Below are 17,518 nucleotides of genomic sequence, written 5' to 3'. Positions count from 1 at the left end.
AAATCCTTTGATGCAGGAGGCGTTGTTATGCCCTTTATCTATCTGATCAATGTGCCCCTGGACCAGGCGGTGCGGGACTACCCCGTCTGGCTGGCGGAGGGGGGATTTCAGCCCAAGACCGAGATGGTCCCGGCGGCTCAATCGGCGGGCCGGGTGACCGCCCACGCCGTCTATGCTACCCTGTGCGCCCCCCACTATCCCGCCTGCGCCATGGACGGCATCGCCGTGGAGGCGGCGGATACCTTCGGGGCCACTGAGACCACTCCCATTACCCTGGAGCCCAACCGGTTTGCCGTGGTGGACACCGGCGACCCCCTGCCCGAGGGAAGGGATGCCGTGGTCATGATCGAGGACGTGTTGTGGGAGGGGGAGAAGGTCGTCCTCCATGAGGCCGCCGCTCCCTGGCAGCATGTGCGGCAGATTGGGGAGGACGTGTGCGCCGGGGAGATGCTCCTTCCCGCCCATACCCCCATCACCCCCGCCGCCATCGGGGCCATGATCGCCGGAGGAATACTGGAGGTGGAGGTGTTTACCCGCCCGGTGGTGGGCATCCTGCCCACCGGGGACGAGGTGGTGCCTCCCACCGACCACCCTCAGCCGGGGGACGTGCTGGAGTTCAATTCCTCCATTTTCTCCGCCATGATTGGGGAGTGGGGCGGTGAGGCCAAAACCTACCCCATTGTGAAGGATGATCCGGAGGCTCTCACCGTCGCCCTGACCAGGGCCACCGATGAGTGCGACCTGGTGGTGCTCAACGCCGGGTCGTCGGCGGGCCGGGAGGACTACTCCGCCGCCGTCATCGGTAGAGTGGGGGAGGTGCTGTGCCACGGGCTGGCCATCCGCCCGGGCAAGCCCGCCATTCTGGGCCGGCGGGGCGTTGTACCGGTGCTGGGGGTGCCCGGCTACCCGGTCAGCGGCATCCTGGTGCTGGAGCACCTGCTCCGCCCCCTGATTGAGGGCTGGACCGGCAAAAAGGCCCCCGCCCGGGAACAGGTGGAGGCGGTGCTGGCCCGGCGGGTGGTGTCGGGGCTGAAATACCGGGAGTTCGTCCGGGTGCGGCTGGGCCAGGTGGGGGATAAGCTGGTGGCCTCCCCCCTGGCCCGGGGGGCCGGGGTGGTGACCTCCTTCCTGAAGGCCGACGGCATCCTGGACATCCCCCAGGGCAAGGAAGGTGTCGAGGCGGGGGAAAAGGTCACGATTTCTCTGCTGCGGCCCCGGGAGGAGTTGGCCCGCACTCTGGTGATGATGGGCAGCCACGACCCCCTGCTGGACGAGGTGGCCGACCTGCTCCACCAAAATCACCCCGACCTGTACATGAACTCCACCCACGTGGGCTCCATGGGGGGCATTATGGCCCTCCGCCGGGGGGAGGCCCACGGGGCGGGGTGCCACCTGCTGGACGAGTCCGACGGCAGCTACAACACTTCCTATCTGGAGAAGTATTTCCCCAACGGTGGGGTGTATCAGGTGGAGTGCGTGGGCCGCACCCAGGGCCTGATGGTGGCCAAGGGCAACCCCCTGGGGCTGAACGGCTTTGGGGACATCGCCAGGCCCGGCCTGCGGTACGTCAACCGGCAGAAGGGCTCGGGCACCCGCATTCTGGCCGACTACCTGTGCCGGAAAGAGGGAGTGGACCCCGCCGCCGTGTACGGCTACGACCGGGAGGAGCTGACCCACACCTCGGTGGCCGCCCAGATCGCGTCCGGCACCGCCGACGCCGGTATGGGCATCCTGTCCGCCGCCCGGCTGTATGACCTGGACTTCCTGCCGGTATGCGTGGAGCAGTACGACCTGCTCATCCCCGACTACGCCTGGGGCACCCCGGCGGTGGAGGCCCTGCTGGAGGTGCTGAAAAGCCCGGCCTTCCGGGAGCGGCTGGAGAAGCTGGGGGGCTATACCATCGATGAGCCCGGCCGGGTGCGGCGGCATTTCTGAGGCAGCGATCACGAGAGGAGGACTTCCATGGAGCGCTATGACGTGGCGGTACTGGGCGGCGGGCTGCTGGGCTGCTTTATGGCCCGGGAGCTGCGCCGCTACCCTCTGAAGGTGGCGCTGGTGGAGGCCCGGGAGGACGTGTGTACCGGCATTTCCCGGGCAAACACCGCCATCGTATATACCGGCTGCGATACCAAGCCGGGCACGCTGAAGACCCGGCTGTGCGTGGAGGCCAACCGGGGCTTTGATACCCTGTGCCGGGAGCTGGGGGTGCCCTTCTCCCGCCGGGGTTCTCTCATGGTGAGCTACGGCCCCAGGGCCGACCGGGTGCTGCAGGACAAGCTGCTCCAGGGGATGGAGAACGGGGTGGAGGGGCTGCGGCTGCTCTCCGGCCGGGAGGCCGAGAAGTGGGAGCGGGGGCTGGCCCCCGGCGTGTCCTCCGCCCTCTACGCCCCCGGCACCGGAGTGGCCGACCCCTGGGGGCTGTGCTATGCCGCCTGGGAAAATGCCCTGGCCAACGGGGTGGCTCCCTGGCTGGGGGCCCCGGTCACCGACCTGCTCCCCGAGCACGGGGGCTGGCGGGTGGTCACCCTCCGGGGGGAGCTGTGGGCGGCGGCGGTGGTCAACTGCTGCGGCCTCCACGCCGACCAGGTCCAGGAGCTGGCCGCACCGCCGTCGGTGCGCATCTCCCCGGAAAAGGCGGACTACCTCATGCTGGACGAGGGGGCGGGGAACTACGTGGGCCACGTCATCTTCCACGAGCCGGAGGAGAAGGGCAAGGGCCTGACCTTGGTGCCCACCCTGGAGGGCAAGCTGCTGGTGGGACCCACGGAGGAGGGAGCCGCCGGGCCCCAGTCGGCCACCACTACGGCGGGGCTGGACAAGCTGCGTCAGATGGTGGCCCAGGTGGCCCCCCAGCTGGATCTGGGGCTTACCATCCGCTCCTTTGCCGGGGTGCGGCCCCGGCCCTACAGCGTGGTCAGCGCCCGCAGCATCCACGACTTTACGATTACTAATCCGGCCCGGGGGCTGTGGAGCCTCATCGGCATCAAGACCCCCGGCCTCACCTGCGCCCAGGCCCTGGGGGCCTGGCTGGCTCCTCAGGTGGCCGAGACTCTGGGCCGGAGGGAGCCTGATCCAACCTTCCGCCCGGAGCGCAAGGCCCCGGTGCGCCCCCGGTCCCTGAGCCGGGAGGAGCGGGCCGCTCTGGTGGCCCGGGACCCGGCCTACGGCCGCATCCTGTGCCGGTGCGGCGGGATTACCGAGGGGGAGGTGCGGGATGCCATCCGCCGGGGTGCGGTCACCCTGGACGGAGTAAAGCGGCGGGTGGGCACCGGCCTGGGCCGGTGCCAGGGCTCCTTCTGCACCGATCGGGTGATGGAGCTGCTCTCCCGGATGCTGGGGGTGCCCCCGGAGGACCTGTGGAAGGACGGGCCGGGTTCCCGGCTGCTGACAGGAGGACGGTATGGAGAGGGTTGATCTGCTGGTGGTGGGGGGAGGCGCGGCCGGGATGTCCGCCGCCCTGGCTGCCGCAAATGCGGGGCCGGTGTCGGTGCTGCTGGCCGACCGGGAGGCCAAACTGGGGGGCATCCTGCCCCAGTGCATCCACCACGGCTTTGGCCTGGGCTACTTCCGCCGGGACCTGACCGGCCCGGAGTACGCCGGGCGCATCATCGCCCAGATGGAGGGGGCGGCGGTCAGTGTACGGCTGAACACCACGGTGCTCTCCCTGTCCCAGCGGCGGACAGCGGAGCTGTCCGGCCCCGCCGGGTATGAGACGGTGTCCTTCCGGCGGCTCATTTTGGCCTCCGGCTGCCGGGAAAAGACCATCGGCTCTCTGCCGGTCACCGGCACCCGACCCGCCGGGGTATACACCGCCGGTCTGGTGCAGCGGATGCTCAACCTGCACCATTGGAAGCCCGGCCGCCGGGCCCTGGTGCTGGGCAGCGGGGATCTGGGACTCATCGTGGCCCGCCGCCTGGCTCTGACGGGCTGCCAGGTGGTGGGAGTGGTGGAGCAGCAGGGGAGCTGCGGCGGCATGGTGCGCAATTACCGCTCCTGCCTGCTGGAGCACAACATCCCCCTCATCACCAAAGCCACCGTCACCCGGCTCCACGGAGAGGGGCGGCTCACCGGCGTCACCCTCCGCCGCCTGGACAGCGGCAGGGAGGAGCAGGTGGCCTGCGACACTCTGGTCACCGCCCTGGGCCTCATCCCCGAGCGGGAGCTGCTGGACGGCCTGGGCGGGAAAATACCTGGCTGGGCTTCCCTGTGCGGTAACTGCGACTATGTCCACGAGATTGTGGACACCGTCACCACCCAGGCCGAGGAGCTGGGCCGCCGGGTGGGGTTGGAATTGTTAGGAAAAGGATAAAAAACGGCCCCCATCGGATATCCGATGGGGGCCGTTTTCTGTTGTTTTATTCCTCGTCTTCCTTCTTGGTGCACACGATGTTCAGCTCGTTGAGCTGGGCGTCGGTCACAAAGCTGGGAGCGCCCATCATCAGGTCCTGGGCGTTCTTGTTCATGGGGAAGGGGATGATCTCACGGATGGACTCCTCGCCGGCCAGCAGCATGACCATACGGTCCACGCCGGGGGCGATACCCGCGTGGGGGGGAGCGCCGTAGGTGAAGGCGTTGTACATGGCGGGGAACTTGGCCTTCACGTCGTCCTCACCCAGCCGCACCAGCTGGAAGGCCTCGATCATGATCTCGGGGTCGTGGTTCCGCACGGCGCCGGAGGACAGCTCCACGCCGTTGCACACCAGGTCGTACTGGAAGGCGGTGATGGACAGGGGGTCCACCTGGCCGGCGGCCGCCTTCTTCAGGATCTCCAGGCCGCCGTTGGGCATGGAGAAGGGGTTGTGGCAGAACTCCAGCTCGCCGGACTCCTCGCCGATCTCGTACATGGGGAAGTCCACGATCCAGCAGAACTCGTAGCGCTCCTTGTCCATGTGGTTGGGGCAGAAGTTACCCAGCTTGGAGCGGAGCACGCCGGCGGTCTTCTGGGCGGTCAGCAGCTTGCCGGCGGTGAGGCCCACGAAGCAGCCGGGCTCCAGGCCCAGGGCGGACACCACGGCATCCTTGATGGGCTGGACGAACTTGGCGATGCCGCCCACGATTTCGCCCTTCTCGTCCAGGCGGAACCAGTAGGCCTTGTTGCCGGACTGGACCTCAACCTCGTTGCAGATGCCGTCGATCTGCTTGCGGGTGCCCTCAAAGCCGGACACCACGATGGCCTTGACGGTGTTGCCCTCGAAGGGACCGAAGCCGCAGGAGCCCAGCACCTCGGTGGCGTCGGTGACGGTCAGGTCGATGCGCAGGTCGGGCTTGTCGGAGCCGTACTTGTCCATGGCCTCCAGGTAGGAGATGCGGCGGAAGGGGGCCTCAGAGGCCACGTTGTAGGTGCCGAACTTGGCGAAGATGGGGGGCAGCACGTCCTCCAGAACGGCGAACACGTCCTCCTGGTCGGCAAAGGCCATCTCCATATCCAGCTGATAGAACTCGCCGGGGGAGCGGTCGCCGCGGGCGTCCTCGTCCCGGAAGCAGGGGGCGATCTGGAAGTACTTGTCGAAGCCGGAGGCCATCAGCAGCTGCTTGAACTGCTGGGGAGCCTGGGGCAGGGCGTAGAACTTGCCGGGATGCTTGCGGCTGGGCACCAGGTAGTCACGGGCGCCCTCGGGGGAGGAGGCGGTCAGGATGGGGGTAGTGATCTCCATGAAGCCGTGCTCGATCATGGCGGCGCGGAGGGCGGCCACCACGTTGCAGCGCAGGATGATGTTGTTCTTCACCGCCGGGTTGCGCAGGTCCAGGTAGCGGTATTTCAGACGCTGGGTCTCGTCGGCCTCGCGGCTGCGGTTGACCTGGAAGGGCAGCTCGTTGTGGCGGCAGCGGCCCAGCACCTCGATCTTCTCAGGCACCACCTCGATATCGCCGGTGGGCAGCTTGGGGTTCTTGGAGTCACGCTCCCGCACCACGCCGGTGACGGCGATGGTGGACTCCTTGTTCAGGGCCTTGATGGTCTTGACCATCTCCTCGGTCTCGGCCACCACCTGGGTGGTGCCGTAGAAGTCCCGCAGCACCACGAAGCCCAGGTTGGCGCCCACCTCACGGAAGTTCTCCAGGAAGCCCGCCAGGGTGACGGTCTGGCCCACATGCTCCATGCGGAGCTCCCCACAGGTGTGGGTGCGGTAGTAGGTCTTGGCATTTGCCATGTAAAATCAACTCCAGATAGTATTATTTCTTTTCTATATTACAAAATAGCCGGGCTATTTTGCGGAATCCCAATTAACCCCGCAGATCGATCACCTTGCTGTAGTACACCTGCACGTCGAAGTTCTTGTACAGGTCGGTGCCCTCCTTGGCGGTGACGCCGAAGTGGGAGAGGGCGGTGTTCTTCACGTAGTCCAGGAAGGTGACCCCGTCCACGGTGTTAAACCAGTTGAACTCCATACCCTGGGCGGCGCAGTCGGCCTCCAGGCCGTCGATAAGCTCCTGCACGTAAGGCAGGTAGGCCCCGGCGGTGGTGCCGTTGGTGAAGAGCACATCAGAGGGCTTGAGACCGGCGGCGGTAAAGGGGGTGTAGTCGGCGGGGGTGAAGGTCTGGCGCAGGTCGGTGCGGGCCACACGGGCCACCATGGCGGCGGTCTCGGCACGGGTCAGGCTGTTATTGGCAGCAAAGGTGCCCCAGTTGTCCACGCCGGTGAGGATGCCCGCGTTATAGAAGCGCAGCACGTCGGCATCCTGGGTATCAGGCAGGGTGGTGATGGTGTTGATGGGGGAGAGCATGTCCTCCGGCACCACAGCGGCCAGGATGGCCACAAACTCCTGCCGGGTGGCCTGCTTGGTGGGGTCGGGCACGTCGACGCCCAGAGCCTCCAGGTACTTCACATAGGAGGTGTACCAGGGCAGGCTCTCGCCGGGCTTGGGGTCCACCGTGGGGATCGGCTCCCCGGTGATGGCCTCGTTCATGCGGGCGGCGATGGCGGCCACCTCGCCCACGGTGAGGATGCCGAAGGGGGTGAAGCCGGTGTTGGTGCCCGTCATCAGGCCCACCTCATAGCACACCTGGGCGGGGTCGGCGTACCAGGAACCGGCCTGTACGTCGTTGTAGCCCGGGTAGTCGTTGACCTTGGGGAAGGCCTCCTCGGGGGAGATGGCGGCGGCGGAGCCCACCAGCAGGGCGGCGGACAGAATTAGAGCGGCAAGCTTTTTCATGGAAAAATTCCTCCTTGTCAAATCTCACAGGTTCGTCTTTTATAGACGGCTTGAAAGGGGGAAAGTTCCACTCAGTCCTTGTCCCGGATGGGAGTACCGGCGGACCGGGCGGCCAGACCGGCCTGGACCAGGGCCACCGCCTCGGCGGGGGACACGGTCTGCTGCTCACCGGTGGTCAGATCCTTTACGGTCACCTTGCCCTGCGCGATCTCATCCTCGCCCAGGAAGGCGGCGTAGGGGATGGACAGCTTGTCGGCGTAGGACAGCTTCTGCTTGAACTTCTTCTTCTCGCAGTGGAGCTGAGCCCGCACACCGGCGTCCCGCAGGGTGGTGGCGAAGGAGATGGCGGCGGACAGGTCCTCGGTCATGGGGAGGATGAGCACGTCGGCGGGGGCGGTGAGCAGTTCCTCGTTCAGGTAGCCCTGGGCCTCCAGCACGGAGAACAGCCGGGTCAGGCCGATGGAGATGCCCACGCCGGGCAACTGCTTGTCGGTGTAGTACTCGGCCAGGTTGTCGTACCGGCCGCCGGAGCAGATGGAGCCCACCTCGGGGTGGTCCAGCATGACGGTCTCATACACGGTGCCGGTGTAGTAGTCCAGGCCACGGGCGATGGTGAGATCCACCATGAAATGGTCCTCCGGCACGCCGTAGGCGGACATATACTTGACCACGGTCTCCAGCTCGGACACGCCCAGGTCGAAGAGCTCGTTCTTGCCCTTGAAGGGCTCCAGAGCGGCCATGGGGTCCTCAGCGGCCAGCAGGCCCAGCAGGGTGTCGGCGGTGTCGGCAGCCACGTTGAAGTCGTCCACCAGGATGGCCTTCACCTTCTCGGGGCCGATCTTCTCCAGCTTGTCGATGGTGCGCATCACGTCGCCCGCCTGCTCCTCCAGGCCCAGCAGGGCAAAGAGGCCGTTGAGCACCTTACGGTTGTTCACCCGGATCTTGAAGCGTTTCAGACCCAGGGCGGTGAAGGTCTTGTAGATGATGGAGGGGATTTCGGCCTCGTTGGTGATGTCCAGGGCGCCGTCGCCGATCACGTCGATGTCGGCCTGATAGAACTCCCGGTAGCGGCCCTTCTGGGCGCGCTCGCCCCGGTATACCTTGCCGATCTGGAACCGGCGGAAGGGGAAGGTGAGCTCGTTCTGGTGGAGGGCCACGTACTTGGCCAGGGGGACGGTCAGGTCAAAGCGGAGGGACAGGTCGCTGTCGCCCTTGGTGAAGCGGTAGATCTGCTTCTCGGTCTCGCCGCCGCCCTTGGCCAGCAGCACCTCGCTGGCCTCGATGGCCGGGGTGTCCAGGGGAGTGAAGCCGTAGAGGGAGTAGCTCTTGCGGAGGATGTCCACCATCCGGTCGAACTGCACCTGGCGGGCAGGCAGCAGCTCCATGAAGCCGGACAGGGTACGGGGTTTGATCTGGGCCATAGTGATGCTCCTTTGTGTAGTGATAGAGGCTGCTGCCTGCCAACGCCGCAAGTGCGGCGTCAAGCGTTTTGCGCAGCAAAACCTTGAAATAGGCCGAATTCATTTCGGCCTATTTGAGTCAAATCCGGGGCCCCCGGCGGGTCACCGACCCGCTGGGGTCAGCAGCTCCATAAAACCAGACAGGGTACGGGGTTTGATCTGGGCCATAGTGATGCTCCTTTGTATCGTAACATTTGAGATTTTGGCTCGGTTGGGGCGGATATCCGCAAAAAGGCGCTCTCGTCCCCTATCACGGGACGAAAGCGCCTGCTTTCGTGGTGCCACCCATGTTCGGCGCTCAAAAAGCGCCCTCTGGCCTTCTGTTGCGGGAAGGGGACCGCGCCCGTCTCCGGGCCCGCTGGTAGAGCCGTCTCCCGGCCGCCTGCCGCAGGTCCTTCCAGCCAGGGGACCATTCTCTGGTGCGGCGGTGTGAACGGTACTTGCTCCGTCAGAGCGGTTTCAGCTCTTACGATATTATCCCGAAAAGGGGGAAAAGTCAATCCTTTTCCATGCTTTCCGGCAATAAAACGGGCGGCCCGCAGGGCCGCCCGTTTAAAATCACGCGGTAAAAGGCTTGGTCTTGGGATTGATGATGTCGCGCCAGTCCAGGTCGCCCCGCTCCAGGCCGTGGATGAGCATCTCGGCGGTGGCCACGTTGGTGGCCACGGGGATGTTGTACTGGTCGCATAGGCGGGTGATGTAATTCAGATCCGCGTCCAGATCGCTGGAGGTGGGATCGGAGAAGAACAGCACCATGTCGATCTCATTGTAGGCGATGCGGGCGCCGATCTGCTGGCTGCCGCCGTGCTCGTGGGACAAGAAGAGCTGTACGGGCAGACCGGTAGCCTCGGCTACCAGACGGCCTGTCGTGTTGGTGGCGCAGATCGTGTGCTTGGACAGGATACCGCAGTACGCGATGCAGAATTGCACCATCAGCTCTTTTTTCCGATCATGGCTCATCAACGCGATATTCATAGTACACCTTCTCTTCCTTTCAAGCCCGCAGCTTCATCAGCGGGACCCGCTGGCCCGTCAGCCGCTTGGCGATATTTAAGTAAGCAATGGCGGCGCCCCGGCTGGCGCACAGGATCAGGGGCTCGCCCCGATTGCCGCTGAGGATGACCTGGGGGTCCTCCGGCACGATGCCCAGCAGGGGCAGGCCGGCGGTATCCATGGCGTCATCAATGGTGGTGTGGAGCCGCCGCAGGATCTTGGGCTGTACCCGGTTGACCACCAGGTGGAGCTGGGGCAGGCGCTTGCGCAGCACCGACACGGTGCGCTGGGCGTCCCGCAGGGCGGAGGCGTCGGTGGTGGAGACCACCACGGCCCGGTCCGCCGCGCAGCAGGCCAGACGGAAGCCCTCTCCCAGTCCGGCGGGGGAGTCCATCAAAATATAGTCGTATTTCTGCTTGGCCTGGCGGATCAGATCCCGCATGGCATACTCGCTGAGGGGCTCCTTCGGCAGGGTCACCGGCGCGGTGATGAGGCTCAGGCCCTGGATCACCGGGTGGGGGACCGCCGCCCGCTCCAGCGGACAGCGTCCGCTGAGCACGTCTGTGAAGTCCATCAGGGCCCGGTCGCTGAGGCCCAGGTTCAGGTCCAGGTTGCGCAGGCCGATGTCCATATCGATGCACAGGACCTGGTGTCCCAGGGCGGCCAGACAGGAGCCAACGCCGCCGGTGAGGGAGGTTTTTCCCGTGCCCCCCTTGCCGGAGGTAATGACGATTGCTGTGGACATAGGCTCACTCCCGACATACAAGATTAGAATAACACATTATTTCGTGTTGCGCAATGCATAACTTAGTCATTTATGCACAAATTCTCCCTTAAAGGGGGGATTTCTGCATTCTGGCCCACCGGCGGGGATAGCCCTTGGGGGTGGGGGAGACCTTCTCCACCACCACTACCCGGTGGGTGACTCCGGTGCCCGGGATTTCGTAATCCACCCGGGGGAGCAGACGGCCCCCCAGCTTGGCGATGGCCCGGGAGGCCCGGTCCACCTCGTCGCCGCTGTCCACGCTCTTCATGGCCAGGAACTTGCCGCCCACCTTGACGTAGGGCAGGCAGAGCTCGCTTAAGAGCTCCAGAGAGGCCACCGCACGGGACACGGCGAAGTCAAAACTGTCCCGGAAGCCCTCCTGGTGGGCCTGCTCCTCACCACGGGCATGGAGACAGGTGACCTTGTCAAGGGAAAGCGCTTCACACACACTTTCCAACCAGGTGACCCGTTTGCCCAGGCTGTCCAGCAGGGTGACGTTGAGGGAGGGCTCCAGGATTTTCAGGGGCATACCGGGGAAACCGGCGCCGGTGCCCACGTCGATGAGGGTCTTGTTTTTGAAGTCCTCGCCAATGGTGAGCAGGGCAGCACAGTCCAGAAAATGCAGGTCCACCACCTGGTCGGGCTCGGTGATGGCGGTCAGATTCATGACCTGATTCTGCTCCAGCAGCATGGTGCCGTATTGGGCCAGCTGTGCGGCTGCCTCCGGCGGCGGAGTCAGGCCCAGGGCGGCAAGACCCTGTTCAATGCGTTCTTTCATTGTCCACCTCCGAAATTAGCCAGCAGGGGAGGGATGCCCAGGACCAGACTTACCACAAAACCCACGGCGCAAATGACTGCCAGAATGGTCATGGACACCTTACGGGAGTAATCGCTCTCCGGGTGCCGGGCCAGATAGAGGGAAATGGCAAAGATACCGGCAATGCCGGGGCAGGCGAAGAGGGGGGCGATGCCGGTGAGATAGGTGCCCTGGGTAAAGAAGGGGTAGATGTTGAGGACCACGAAGCCCAGCATATAGACAATGCCCACCCAGGCCATGATGCGCTTGACGGGGGAGGCGGGGACAAAGGGCTCCCCCTCCTCTGCCGGGGGGGTGTCGTTGGGCCGGTCACTCATGGGTCTGCTCCTTCAGCAGGTCCCGGATCTCCATGAGCAGCTTCTCCTCGACGGAGGGCTCCGGCGGGGCGGGAGGCGGAGCGGGGGTCTCGTCCTTTTTCCGGTGGAACCGGTTGAGCCCCTTGATGATGCAGAAGACCACGAAGGCCATGATGAGGAAGTTCAGGATGGCGTTGATGAAGTTGCCCACCATCATATCCCCGCCGCCGGGGAGGTGGATGGCCAGGTTGGCCAGGTCGCTGCTCCCGCTGGTGAAGATGCCCAGAATGGGGTTGATGATGTCATTTACCAGCGAGTCGGCAATGGCTTTGAACGCGCCGCCGATGATGACGCCGACGGCCATATCCATCACGCTGCCCCGGGCGATGAACTGCTTGAATTCGGCCACAAAGCCGGTGGTTTTCTCTTTTGTTGACATAAGTTCTCCTTTTCCGGTGTGGTTGAGGGAAGGAGGGGGTCAGGCCTTGGGGGTGAGCACTTCCTTGCCGCCCATGTAGGGGCGCAGGGGGGCGGGGATCTTCACGGAGCCGTCGGCCTGGAGGTTGTTCTCCAGGAAGGCGATGAGCATACGGGGAGGAGCCACCACGGTGTTGTTCAGGGTGTGGGGCAGGTAGGTGCCCTTCTCGCCCTTGACGCGCATCTTCAGGCGGCGGGCCTGGGCGTCGCCCAGGTTGGAGCAGGAGCAAACCTCAAAGTACTTCTGCTGACGGGGAGACCAGGCCTCAATGTCGCAGCTCTTCACCTTCAGGTCGGCCAGGTCGCCGGAGCAGCACTCCAGCTGGCGGACGGGGATATCCAGGGAGCGGAAGAGCTCCACGGAGTAGCGCCACATCTGCTCATACCACTGCATGGAGTCCTCGGGCTTACAGACAACCACCATCTCCTGCTTCTCGAACTGGTGGATGCGGTACACGCCGCGCTCCTCGATGCCGTGGGCGCCCTTCTCCTTGCGGAAGCAGGGGGAGTAGGAGGTGAGGGTCTGGGGCAGCTTGTCCTCGGGGATGATCTGGTCGATGAACTTGCCGATCATGGAGTGCTCGGAGGTGCCGATGAGGTAGAGGTCCTCGCCCTCGATCTTGTACATCATGGCGTCCATCTCGGTCTGGGACATAACGCCCTCCACCACGTTGCCGTGGATCATGAAGGGGGGCACGCAGAAGGTAAATCCCTTGTTGATCATAAAGTCGCGGGCGTAGGCCAGCACAGCCTCGTGGAGGCGGGCAATGTCGCCCATCAAGTAGTAGAAGCCGTTGCCGGACACGCGGCCGGCGGCGTCCATGTCGATGCCGTCAAAGGACTCCATGATCTGGGTGTGGTAGGGGATCTCAAAGTCGGGGGTAACGGGCTCGCCGAAGCGCTGAACCTCCACGTTGCAGGAGTCGTCGGGGCCGATGGGCACGGAGGGGTCGATGATGTTGGGGATGACCAGCATGATCTTACGGATCTCCTCGGCCAGCTCGGTCTCCCGGTTCTCCAGGAAAGCCAGACGGTCGGCGTCCGCCTTGACCTCGGCCTTCAGAGCCTCGGCCTCAGCCAGCTTGGAGGGGTCCTTCTTGGACTGACCCATCAGCACGCCTACCTGCTTGCTCTTGGCGTTGCGGGCGGTGCGCAGGTCCTGGGCCTCCTGGATGGTCTTGCGGTTCTCCGCGTCCAGGGCGATGACCTGATCCACCAGGGGCAGCTTCTCCTCCTGGAACTTCTTCTTGATGTTCTCCTTGACGACCTCGGGATTCTCCCGGATAAACTTGATATCCAGCATGGTGTATTCAACCTTTCTGATAGTTTTAATGGGGGAGAGGTGGCAGGCGGCTTTCAGCCGCCTGCCGTTTCACGTGAAACTTTTAATACAGGGCGTTGTAGATCTCCTGATAGCGGTCATAGGGGGAGTAGCGGCCGTTGTCGGTGACGCTCTCCTTGGGCAGGTAGTTGGGCAGCTCTTCGCCCATCTCCTGGATGAGGCTGCGGGCCTGGCTGTAGCGGCCGCGGGCATAGGCCTCGTTGATCTGCCAGAACCAGTCCATGGCCTGGCTGCCCTTGGTCAGATCCTCCACCTGCTGCTCCAGGTCCTCCAGCTGATTTTCCTGGTCGCGGATGGTCTGCTGATTCTCGGAGAAGGCTTCCTCCAGGTCCTCCACCTGCTTGGTCAGCTCCTCATTCTGCTGAATGGTGTTCTGGAGGGACTGGGTGGCGGAGTTGGAGGTCTCCTGCAGATTGTCGATGGCCTCCTGGTTGGCGCGGCGCTGCATCAGGAAGGACATGAGCAGCAGCAGAAAAGCTGCCGCAAAGAGGATCATCAGATAAAACAGAACAGGATTGCGCTTGTTGGGCTTTTCGTGCTCCGCCTCATGCTGGAGCTGGCCCCGCTCCTGCTTGTCGGGATCGGGCTTGCTCAAAGGTCGGCACCTCCTCGATTGGCGGAGGGCAGCTGCTCCAGCAGGTCCAGCAGGGCGTTCAGATCCTCCGGGTTATAGTATTCCAGTTCCACCTTGCCTTTTTTCTTGCCGTTGACAATGTGGACCTTGCGGCCAAAGCGAGTGGCCAGGGTCTTTTCCGCCTCCCGCAGATAGATGGACAGGTCGGGACCGGCGGTGGGGGAGGGGGCCTCCTTCTCACCGGCGGACAGCCGCTTGGCCAGGGCTTCGGTCTGCCGGACGCTCAGGTCCTCGGCGATGACCTTCTGGGCCAGCTTCTTCTGCAGCTCGCCGCTGGGGGCGGAGAGGATGGCCCGGGCATGTCCGGCGGACAGACGGCCCTCCTCCAGCAGCTGGTGGACGGCGTCAGGCAGGGCCAGCAGACGCAGGGCGTTGGCCACTGCCGGGCGGGACTTGCCCACCCGCTGGGCCACCTCTTCCTGGGTAAGGCCGTACTCTTCCATCAGGACCTTGTAGCCGTTGGCTTCTTCCACCGGGTTCAGGTCCTCCCGCTGGAGGTTTTCAATGAGGCCCAGCTCCATGACCTTCCGGTCGTCGGCTTCGATAATGACAGCGGGAATCTCGGTGAGACCGGCCAGCTTGGCGGCCCGCCACCGGCGCTCCCCGGCGATGATCTGGTAGTAGCCGGAGGACAGCCGCCGCACGGTGAGGGGCTGGATGACCCCGTGGGTGCGGATGGAGTCGGCCAGATCGTGGAGGGATTCCTCGTCAAACCGCTTCCGGGGCTGCTTCAGGCCCGGCTCCACCTGGGAGATAGGGAGGGAGAGGGAACCGCCCTCCTGGGCGTTGAGGGCGGCGTCACCCAGCAGCGCACCCAGGCCCTTGCCCAGGCCGCGTTCCAATGCCATACTTATTCGCTCCTTTCTTCCCGGGTGATGGCGTACTGATTATGCTCCAGCAGTTCGGAAGCCAGGGCGGCATAGGCTTCGGCCCCCCGGGAATAGGGGTCGTAGGCCTGTACCGGCTTGCCGAAGCTGGGAGCCTCGGACAGGCGTACGTTGCGGGGGATCACCGTGGCGTATACCTGGCCGGGGAAGTGGCGCTTGACCTCCTCCGCCACCTGCATGGACAGATTGGTCCGCCCGTCGTACATGGTGAGCACCACGCCCTCCAGCCCAATTCTGGGGTTGAGGGAGCGCTTGACGATGCGGATGGTGGACAGAAGGTCGCTGAGTCCCTCCAGGGCGTAGTACTCACACTGCACCGGCACCAGCACGGAATCGGCGGCGCACAGGGCGTTGAGGGTGAGCAGCTCCAGGGAGGGGGGACAGTCAATGAAGATGTAGTCGTAATCCTGATCCAGGGTGTCCAGGGCGTTTTTCAGCAGATACTCCCGGTGGTCGGCGGTGATCATCTCCACGGTGGCGCCGGCCAGGGACTTATTGGCGGGAATCACGTCCACATAGGGGGTGTTCACCACCGATTTGCTCACCTCGGTGCCGTTGAGGAGCACATCATAGATGTTGGGAGACATGGTCTTGTCCACGCCGAAACCGGAGGTGGTGTTGGCCTGGGGATCAAAATCACAGACCAGCACCCGCTGGTCCAGCTTTTTCAGGGCGGCGGCCAGATTGACGCAGGTGGTCGTTTTTCCGACCCCGCCCTTCTGATTTACAATAGCAATGGTCTTTGCCATAGCGCACCTGCCTTTTTTCTCTTAACGGTTCGAGTCTTATTATATCCCGATATAAAACGCAATTCAACTGAATTTGAAAAGAAAGGTTGTTTCACGCCGCAGCGTAAAGAAAATATGCCTGTGGCATATTTTTAGCATAGGTCGCGGCAGCTATGCTGACGCGAGGGCAGTTTGTTAAACGGACATGTTTCACGTGAAACACAGACTAAGGCAGGTGATAAAAAAGGGGAGTGTTTCACTGTTTCACGTGAAACACTCCAAAAAGAGAGGGGGGTCAGGATTTGGGAATGGTAATGGTCAGCTGGATGGCGTCCGCCGTCTCCTGCCGCTTGCAGTTGGCGTTGACGCCGGCGCTTTTCATCATGGACATGCCTCGGGTCACCGTGTTGAGGAAGAGCCGCACATCCTTGAGAATAAAGGCGGGCTTCTTCCGGGCGGGCTTGCCAGGGGCGGGGTGGAGCAGCTCCTCCACATATTGCTCGGTCCTGGCTACTGTAAGTCCCTCCTCCGCCACATGGCGGGCGGCCTCCTCCTGGAGGGCGGGATCGTCCAGCTTGAGCAGAGCCCGGGCGTGGCGCTCGGTGCAGCCGTTCTGCCGCAGGGTGGCCAGGGCAGCGGGGGGGAGCCGCAGCAGCCGCAGCTTATTGGCCACGGCGGACTGGGACTTGCCGATGCGCTTGGCAGCCTCCTCCTGGGACAGGTGGTAGGTCTGGATCAGAGAGGACAGGGCGGCGGCCTCCTCCACAAAGTCCAGGTCCCGGCGCTGGAGGTTCTCCACCAGGGCCAGCAGGGAGGACTCCTGACCGTCCACACTGACGATGATACAGGGTACCTCGGCCAGACCGGCCAGCTTGGAGGCCCTCAGGCGGCGCTCCCCGGACACCAGCTCATAGCCGCCTCCGGTGCGGCGCACCGACAGGGGCTGGAGCACGCCGTGCTCCTTAATACTGGCGGCCAGCTCCTCCAGGCCGTCCTGGGCAAAAAACTTCCGGGGTTGTCCCGGATTGGGGGAAATGGTATGGATGGGCAAAAACTGGACCCGATTGCTTTCAAACAGGCCCTTTCGACGTAACAGCGGCATAAAAAGCGCCTCCTTCGCGGGCGTAAATGGTTGATCTAAGTATAGATTACCATATTTTTCCGCAAAAGAGGCCTAAGGGTGTCGAATGGGAAATATTTTCCATTTATCCGCAGGAGCGGTCCAGGGCGGCGGCCAGCCGGCGGAGGAACACCAGGTTGCTGGGCCGCTGGGGCGGCAGGCCATCCATGAGGGCCAGATAGGCGGGGGTGGGGTTGGTGTGGAGCTTGTCCACCATGGCCCGGATGTTCTTTTCCACGCTGGCGTAGCTGGTGTGCTGGTCAAAGATAGTGGGGGCGTAGGCCTCCTTCAGCAGGGCGGAGGGGTCCTGACAGAGCACTGCGGCGGCCCGGGCGGCCGCCTCCACCCCCATACCGGAGGCTCCCATCTCCTCCAGCAGCTCCAGAGCGGTCCGTTTCAGGGGAGCCAAACAGAGGAACTGGAGCAGCTCGGGCAGGGCCTGGCAGTTGACCGGCTTCACCAGATAGTAGCTGGCCCCCAGAGAGAGGGCGCACTTCACCACCCCCTGGTGGGACACCTGGGAGGTGACTACCACCACCGGCCCGCCCCGACGGCGGCGGAGGGCCTCCAGTACCCCCAGGCCGTCCAGTCCGGGCATCACCAGGTCCAGCAGCACCACGTCGGGGCGCAGCTGGTCAATGAGCTCCAGGCACTCCAGCCCGTCCTTGGCCGCGCCGCACAGGGTCAGCCCCGGCAGCTGAGGGATAGCGGCTGTTAGCAGCCGCCGGGCGGCAGGGTCGTCCTCTGCCACCAGCACCCGGATGTCCGCGCTCACAGCATGGCCGCCTCCCTTCTGCCCGTCCCGGCAGGATCGGACAAGATTCGATCATTTGAATATACTTATGA

At 64.2% G+C, this 17,518-nt stretch carries 17 protein-coding genes; 3 read left to right on the top strand and 14 right to left on the bottom strand.

Annotated elements, in window-relative coordinates; all coding sequences use genetic code 11:
* Window positions 1-27 precede the first annotated feature (27 nt).
* From J9789_RS11840 to J9789_RS11830, 3 genes are read left to right on the top strand one after another with little or no spacing between them, the layout of a single operon-like run.
* Window positions 28-1,935, top strand: coding sequence for a molybdopterin biosynthesis protein (locus tag J9789_RS11840; RefSeq protein WP_209345686.1), 1,908 nt, complete (start codon window positions 28-30; stop codon window positions 1,933-1,935).
* A gap of 27 nt (window positions 1,936-1,962) precedes the next feature.
* Window positions 1,963-3,414: an FAD-dependent oxidoreductase gene (locus J9789_RS11835; RefSeq protein WP_209345684.1), complete on the top strand. Its 1,452-nt coding sequence runs from the start codon at window positions 1,963-1,965 to the stop codon at window positions 3,412-3,414.
* On the top strand, window positions 3,401-4,309 hold the full coding sequence (locus J9789_RS11830) for an FAD/NAD(P)-binding oxidoreductase (RefSeq protein ID WP_209345682.1): 909 nt from the start codon (window positions 3,401-3,403) through the stop codon (window positions 4,307-4,309). Before J9789_RS11835 ends, J9789_RS11830 begins: the two co-directional genes overlap by 14 nt.
* A 46-nt stretch (window positions 4,310-4,355) precedes the next feature.
* Here the strand turns inward: J9789_RS11830 and aspS are convergent, their stop codons facing one another.
* The 14 genes from aspS to J9789_RS11760 form a co-directional block, all read right to left on the bottom strand.
* Entirely contained in the window at window positions 4,356-6,149 is a 1,794-nt protein-coding gene (gene aspS, locus J9789_RS11825; RefSeq protein WP_209345680.1) for an aspartate--tRNA ligase, read from the bottom strand.
* A 73-nt stretch (window positions 6,150-6,222) separates the two neighbouring features.
* Complete coding sequence (locus J9789_RS11820) at window positions 6,223-7,152, bottom strand: S-layer homology domain-containing protein (RefSeq protein WP_209345678.1); 930 nt, start codon at window positions 7,150-7,152, stop codon at window positions 6,223-6,225.
* A gap of 71 nt (window positions 7,153-7,223) precedes the next feature.
* Window positions 7,224-8,573, bottom strand: coding sequence for a histidine--tRNA ligase (gene hisS / locus J9789_RS11815; protein ID WP_209345676.1), 1,350 nt, complete (start codon window positions 8,571-8,573; stop codon window positions 7,224-7,226).
* A 597-nt stretch (window positions 8,574-9,170) separates the two neighbouring features.
* Window positions 9,171-9,587 (bottom strand): methylglyoxal synthase, encoded by a 417-nt coding sequence (locus J9789_RS11810; RefSeq protein WP_209345674.1) that lies wholly within the window; start codon window positions 9,585-9,587, stop codon window positions 9,171-9,173.
* Between the two features lie 19 nt (window positions 9,588-9,606).
* Window positions 9,607-10,350, bottom strand: a complete 744-nt coding sequence (gene minD / locus J9789_RS11805; RefSeq protein WP_209345672.1) for a septum site-determining protein MinD — start codon at window positions 10,348-10,350, stop codon at window positions 9,607-9,609.
* A gap of 88 nt (window positions 10,351-10,438) precedes the next feature.
* Window positions 10,439-11,149: a 16S rRNA (guanine(527)-N(7))-methyltransferase RsmG gene (gene rsmG, locus J9789_RS11800; RefSeq protein ID WP_209345671.1), complete on the bottom strand. Its 711-nt coding sequence runs from the start codon at window positions 11,147-11,149 to the stop codon at window positions 10,439-10,441.
* Complete coding sequence (locus J9789_RS11795; protein WP_209345668.1) at window positions 11,146-11,505, bottom strand: hypothetical protein; 360 nt, start codon at window positions 11,503-11,505, stop codon at window positions 11,146-11,148. Before J9789_RS11795 ends, rsmG begins: the two co-directional genes overlap by 4 nt.
* Complete coding sequence (gene mscL, locus J9789_RS11790; RefSeq protein WP_209345666.1) at window positions 11,498-11,923, bottom strand: large conductance mechanosensitive channel protein MscL; 426 nt, start codon at window positions 11,921-11,923, stop codon at window positions 11,498-11,500. Before mscL ends, J9789_RS11795 begins: the two co-directional genes overlap by 8 nt.
* Window positions 11,924-11,962: 39 nt before the next feature.
* Window positions 11,963-13,264: a serine--tRNA ligase gene (gene serS / locus J9789_RS11785; protein WP_209345664.1), complete on the bottom strand. Its 1,302-nt coding sequence runs from the start codon at window positions 13,262-13,264 to the stop codon at window positions 11,963-11,965.
* Window positions 13,265-13,346: 82 nt separating this feature from the next.
* Entirely contained in the window at window positions 13,347-13,898 is a 552-nt protein-coding gene (locus tag J9789_RS11780) for a hypothetical protein (RefSeq protein WP_209345661.1), read from the bottom strand.
* Complete coding sequence (locus tag J9789_RS11775; RefSeq protein ID WP_209345660.1) at window positions 13,895-14,785, bottom strand: ParB/RepB/Spo0J family partition protein; 891 nt, start codon at window positions 14,783-14,785, stop codon at window positions 13,895-13,897. Before J9789_RS11775 ends, J9789_RS11780 begins: the two co-directional genes overlap by 4 nt.
* A gap of 2 nt (window positions 14,786-14,787) precedes the next feature.
* Complete coding sequence (locus J9789_RS11770; RefSeq protein ID WP_209345657.1) at window positions 14,788-15,573, bottom strand: ParA family protein; 786 nt, start codon at window positions 15,571-15,573, stop codon at window positions 14,788-14,790.
* Window positions 15,574-15,847: 274 nt separating this feature from the next.
* On the bottom strand, window positions 15,848-16,654 hold the full coding sequence (locus J9789_RS11765) for a ParB/RepB/Spo0J family partition protein (RefSeq protein WP_209345656.1): 807 nt from the start codon (window positions 16,652-16,654) through the stop codon (window positions 15,848-15,850).
* A gap of 103 nt (window positions 16,655-16,757) precedes the next feature.
* Window positions 16,758-17,447: a response regulator gene (locus J9789_RS11760; RefSeq protein WP_209345654.1), complete on the bottom strand. Its 690-nt coding sequence runs from the start codon at window positions 17,445-17,447 to the stop codon at window positions 16,758-16,760.
* Window positions 17,448-17,518 lie beyond the last annotated feature (71 nt).

It is taken from the genome of Flavonifractor sp. AGMB03687, assembly GCF_017811815.1.
Lineage (GTDB): Bacteria > Bacillota > Clostridia > Oscillospirales > Oscillospiraceae > Flavonifractor.
The sequence above is the reverse complement of the archived record's forward strand: the minus strand, read 5'-3'. Positions and strand labels throughout refer to the sequence as shown.

Coding starts and splice junctions, on each gene's coding strand:
- mscL (WP_209345666.1), bottom strand. CDS start 11,923: ATGTCAACAAAAGAGAAAACCACCGGCTTTGTGGCCGAATTCAAGCAG.
- J9789_RS11770 (WP_209345657.1), bottom strand. CDS start 15,573: ATGGCAAAGACCATTGCTATTGTAAATCAGAAGGGCGGGGTCGGAAAA.
- serS (WP_209345664.1), bottom strand. CDS start 13,264: ATGCTGGATATCAAGTTTATCCGGGAGAATCCCGAGGTCGTCAAGGAG.
- J9789_RS11795 (WP_209345668.1), bottom strand. CDS start 11,505: ATGAGTGACCGGCCCAACGACACCCCCCCGGCAGAGGAGGGGGAGCCC.
- aspS (WP_209345680.1), bottom strand. CDS start 6,149: ATGGCAAATGCCAAGACCTACTACCGCACCCACACCTGTGGGGAGCTC.
- rsmG (WP_209345671.1), bottom strand. CDS start 11,149: ATGAAAGAACGCATTGAACAGGGTCTTGCCGCCCTGGGCCTGACTCCG.
- J9789_RS11765 (WP_209345656.1), bottom strand. CDS start 16,654: ATGCCGCTGTTACGTCGAAAGGGCCTGTTTGAAAGCAATCGGGTCCAG.
- minD (WP_209345672.1), bottom strand. CDS start 10,350: ATGTCCACAGCAATCGTCATTACCTCCGGCAAGGGGGGCACGGGAAAA.
- J9789_RS11810 (WP_209345674.1), bottom strand. CDS start 9,587: ATGAATATCGCGTTGATGAGCCATGATCGGAAAAAAGAGCTGATGGTG.
- J9789_RS11775 (WP_209345660.1), bottom strand. CDS start 14,785: ATGGCATTGGAACGCGGCCTGGGCAAGGGCCTGGGTGCGCTGCTGGGT.
- hisS (WP_209345676.1), bottom strand. CDS start 8,573: ATGGCCCAGATCAAACCCCGTACCCTGTCCGGCTTCATGGAGCTGCTG.
- J9789_RS11830 (WP_209345682.1), top strand. CDS start 3,401: ATGGAGAGGGTTGATCTGCTGGTGGTGGGGGGAGGCGCGGCCGGGATG.
- J9789_RS11840 (WP_209345686.1), top strand. CDS start 28: ATGCCCTTTATCTATCTGATCAATGTGCCCCTGGACCAGGCGGTGCGG.
- J9789_RS11835 (WP_209345684.1), top strand. CDS start 1,963: ATGGAGCGCTATGACGTGGCGGTACTGGGCGGCGGGCTGCTGGGCTGC.
- J9789_RS11820 (WP_209345678.1), bottom strand. CDS start 7,152: ATGAAAAAGCTTGCCGCTCTAATTCTGTCCGCCGCCCTGCTGGTGGGC.